Source organism: Bradyrhizobium sp. 153 (assembly GCF_023073835.1).
Lineage (GTDB): Bacteria > Pseudomonadota > Alphaproteobacteria > Rhizobiales > Xanthobacteraceae > Bradyrhizobium.
In genome coordinates this window covers 1-1,384 of record NZ_JADPKH010000021.1, presented here as the reverse complement: position 1 = coordinate 1,384, position 1,384 = coordinate 1, and the positions used below count along the sequence as shown (strand labels likewise).

The window sequence follows — 1,384 nt, the reverse complement described above, 5'->3', positions numbered from 1 at the left end:
TGATGGTGTGGAACGGCCCTTCGAACCGGCATCAAAAGTGCCTAACGTGGTCGCGTAGAGAGGCGCCACAAAGGAAGGACCGTTCCATGGAGAAGATTATCACGGTGGGTTTGGATTTGGCCAAGTCGATCTTTCAAGTTCACGGCATCGCCGAAAACGGGAAAGTCTTGGTTCGTCGCACATTGCGGCGATCGCAGGTTCTGCCCTTCTTTCGGAGCCTTCCAGCTTGCTTGGTAGGTATGGAGGCCTGTGCGAGTGCCCATCACTGGGCACGCGAGATCGCGGCGCTGGGCCACGCTGTCCGCATGATGCCGCCAGCCTACGTGAAGCCTTACGTCAAACGAAACAAGACCGACGTGGCGGATGCTGAAGCCATTTGTGAGGCGGTCACCCGCCCGACAATGCGGTTCGTACCGGTGAAGACTGCCGAACAACAAGCGGCCAGCATGATTTTGCGAACGCGAGAGCTGCTGATGAGGCAGCGCAGCCAGACTGCAAATGCCCTACGTGCTCATATGGCCGAATTGGGCATTATCGCCGGCACAGGCATGGCAAGCATCGCAAAACTCCTGGTGCTTCTCCGGGACGAAAAAGACAATAGGATCCCCGGCGCCGCCCGCTTTGCCCTGATCCTATTCGCTGAACAGATTGAGCTGCTTACAACCCGCATAGAGAAGCTCGACAGAGAGATTTTGGTTGCCGTCAGAAAGGACCCCGATGCAAGGCGTCTGATGAGCATTCCGGGTGTCGGTCCTCTCATCGCCGCTACCGTTCGGACATCGGTTTTGGACGCTCGCAATTTTGCGACTGCACGAGATTTTGCGGCTTGGACGGGGCTCACACCGAGGGCACAGTCGAGCGGCGGAAAAGAAAGGCTCGGCGCGATATCAAAGCGTGGAAATCGGCAACTACGGACGCTCTTGATCGTTGGTGCGACCTCTATCATCAAGCTTGCTAAACGAGGCTTGAAAGTCCCACTCTGGATTCGGACCATGCTGCAAAGACGGCCGGTCAAGGTCGTATCGGTCGCGCTCGCAATAAGATTGCGCGCACGATCTGGGCCTTGCTGGTCAGAGGCGGCATCTATCAGGCGCCGGCCGCAATGCTGAAATCCTAATCTTAAGAGCTCTCCGGCGGAAGAAGAAAGCTGCCGAAGAGGCAAGGTGCAAATCTGGATGAACCCCGAATGACGTCATTCCCGGTAGCAATCAGACCGCCTGACTCACTGCGCTTCGAGCGCGAGAAATTGATTGGGCGATTGCTTCCGCGGATATCATCGTGGCCAGCGGCCAGGCGCCGCTTCACAGGCCGAACATATGACCGCACCGTCATCCCTTGTTCAACCAGAGAAAGAGCTTGCAGCCCGGGCCGTTCCACATATGAG

The 1,384-nt window shown here is 57.2% G+C and carries 1 pseudogene; it reads left to right on the top strand.

Annotated features, from left to right (window positions below):
- Positions 1-86 precede the first annotated feature (86 nt).
- A pseudogene (locus tag IVA91_RS05620) lies at positions 87-1,117 on the top strand (IS110 family transposase).
- The last annotated feature ends 267 nt before the right edge of the window (positions 1,118-1,384 follow it).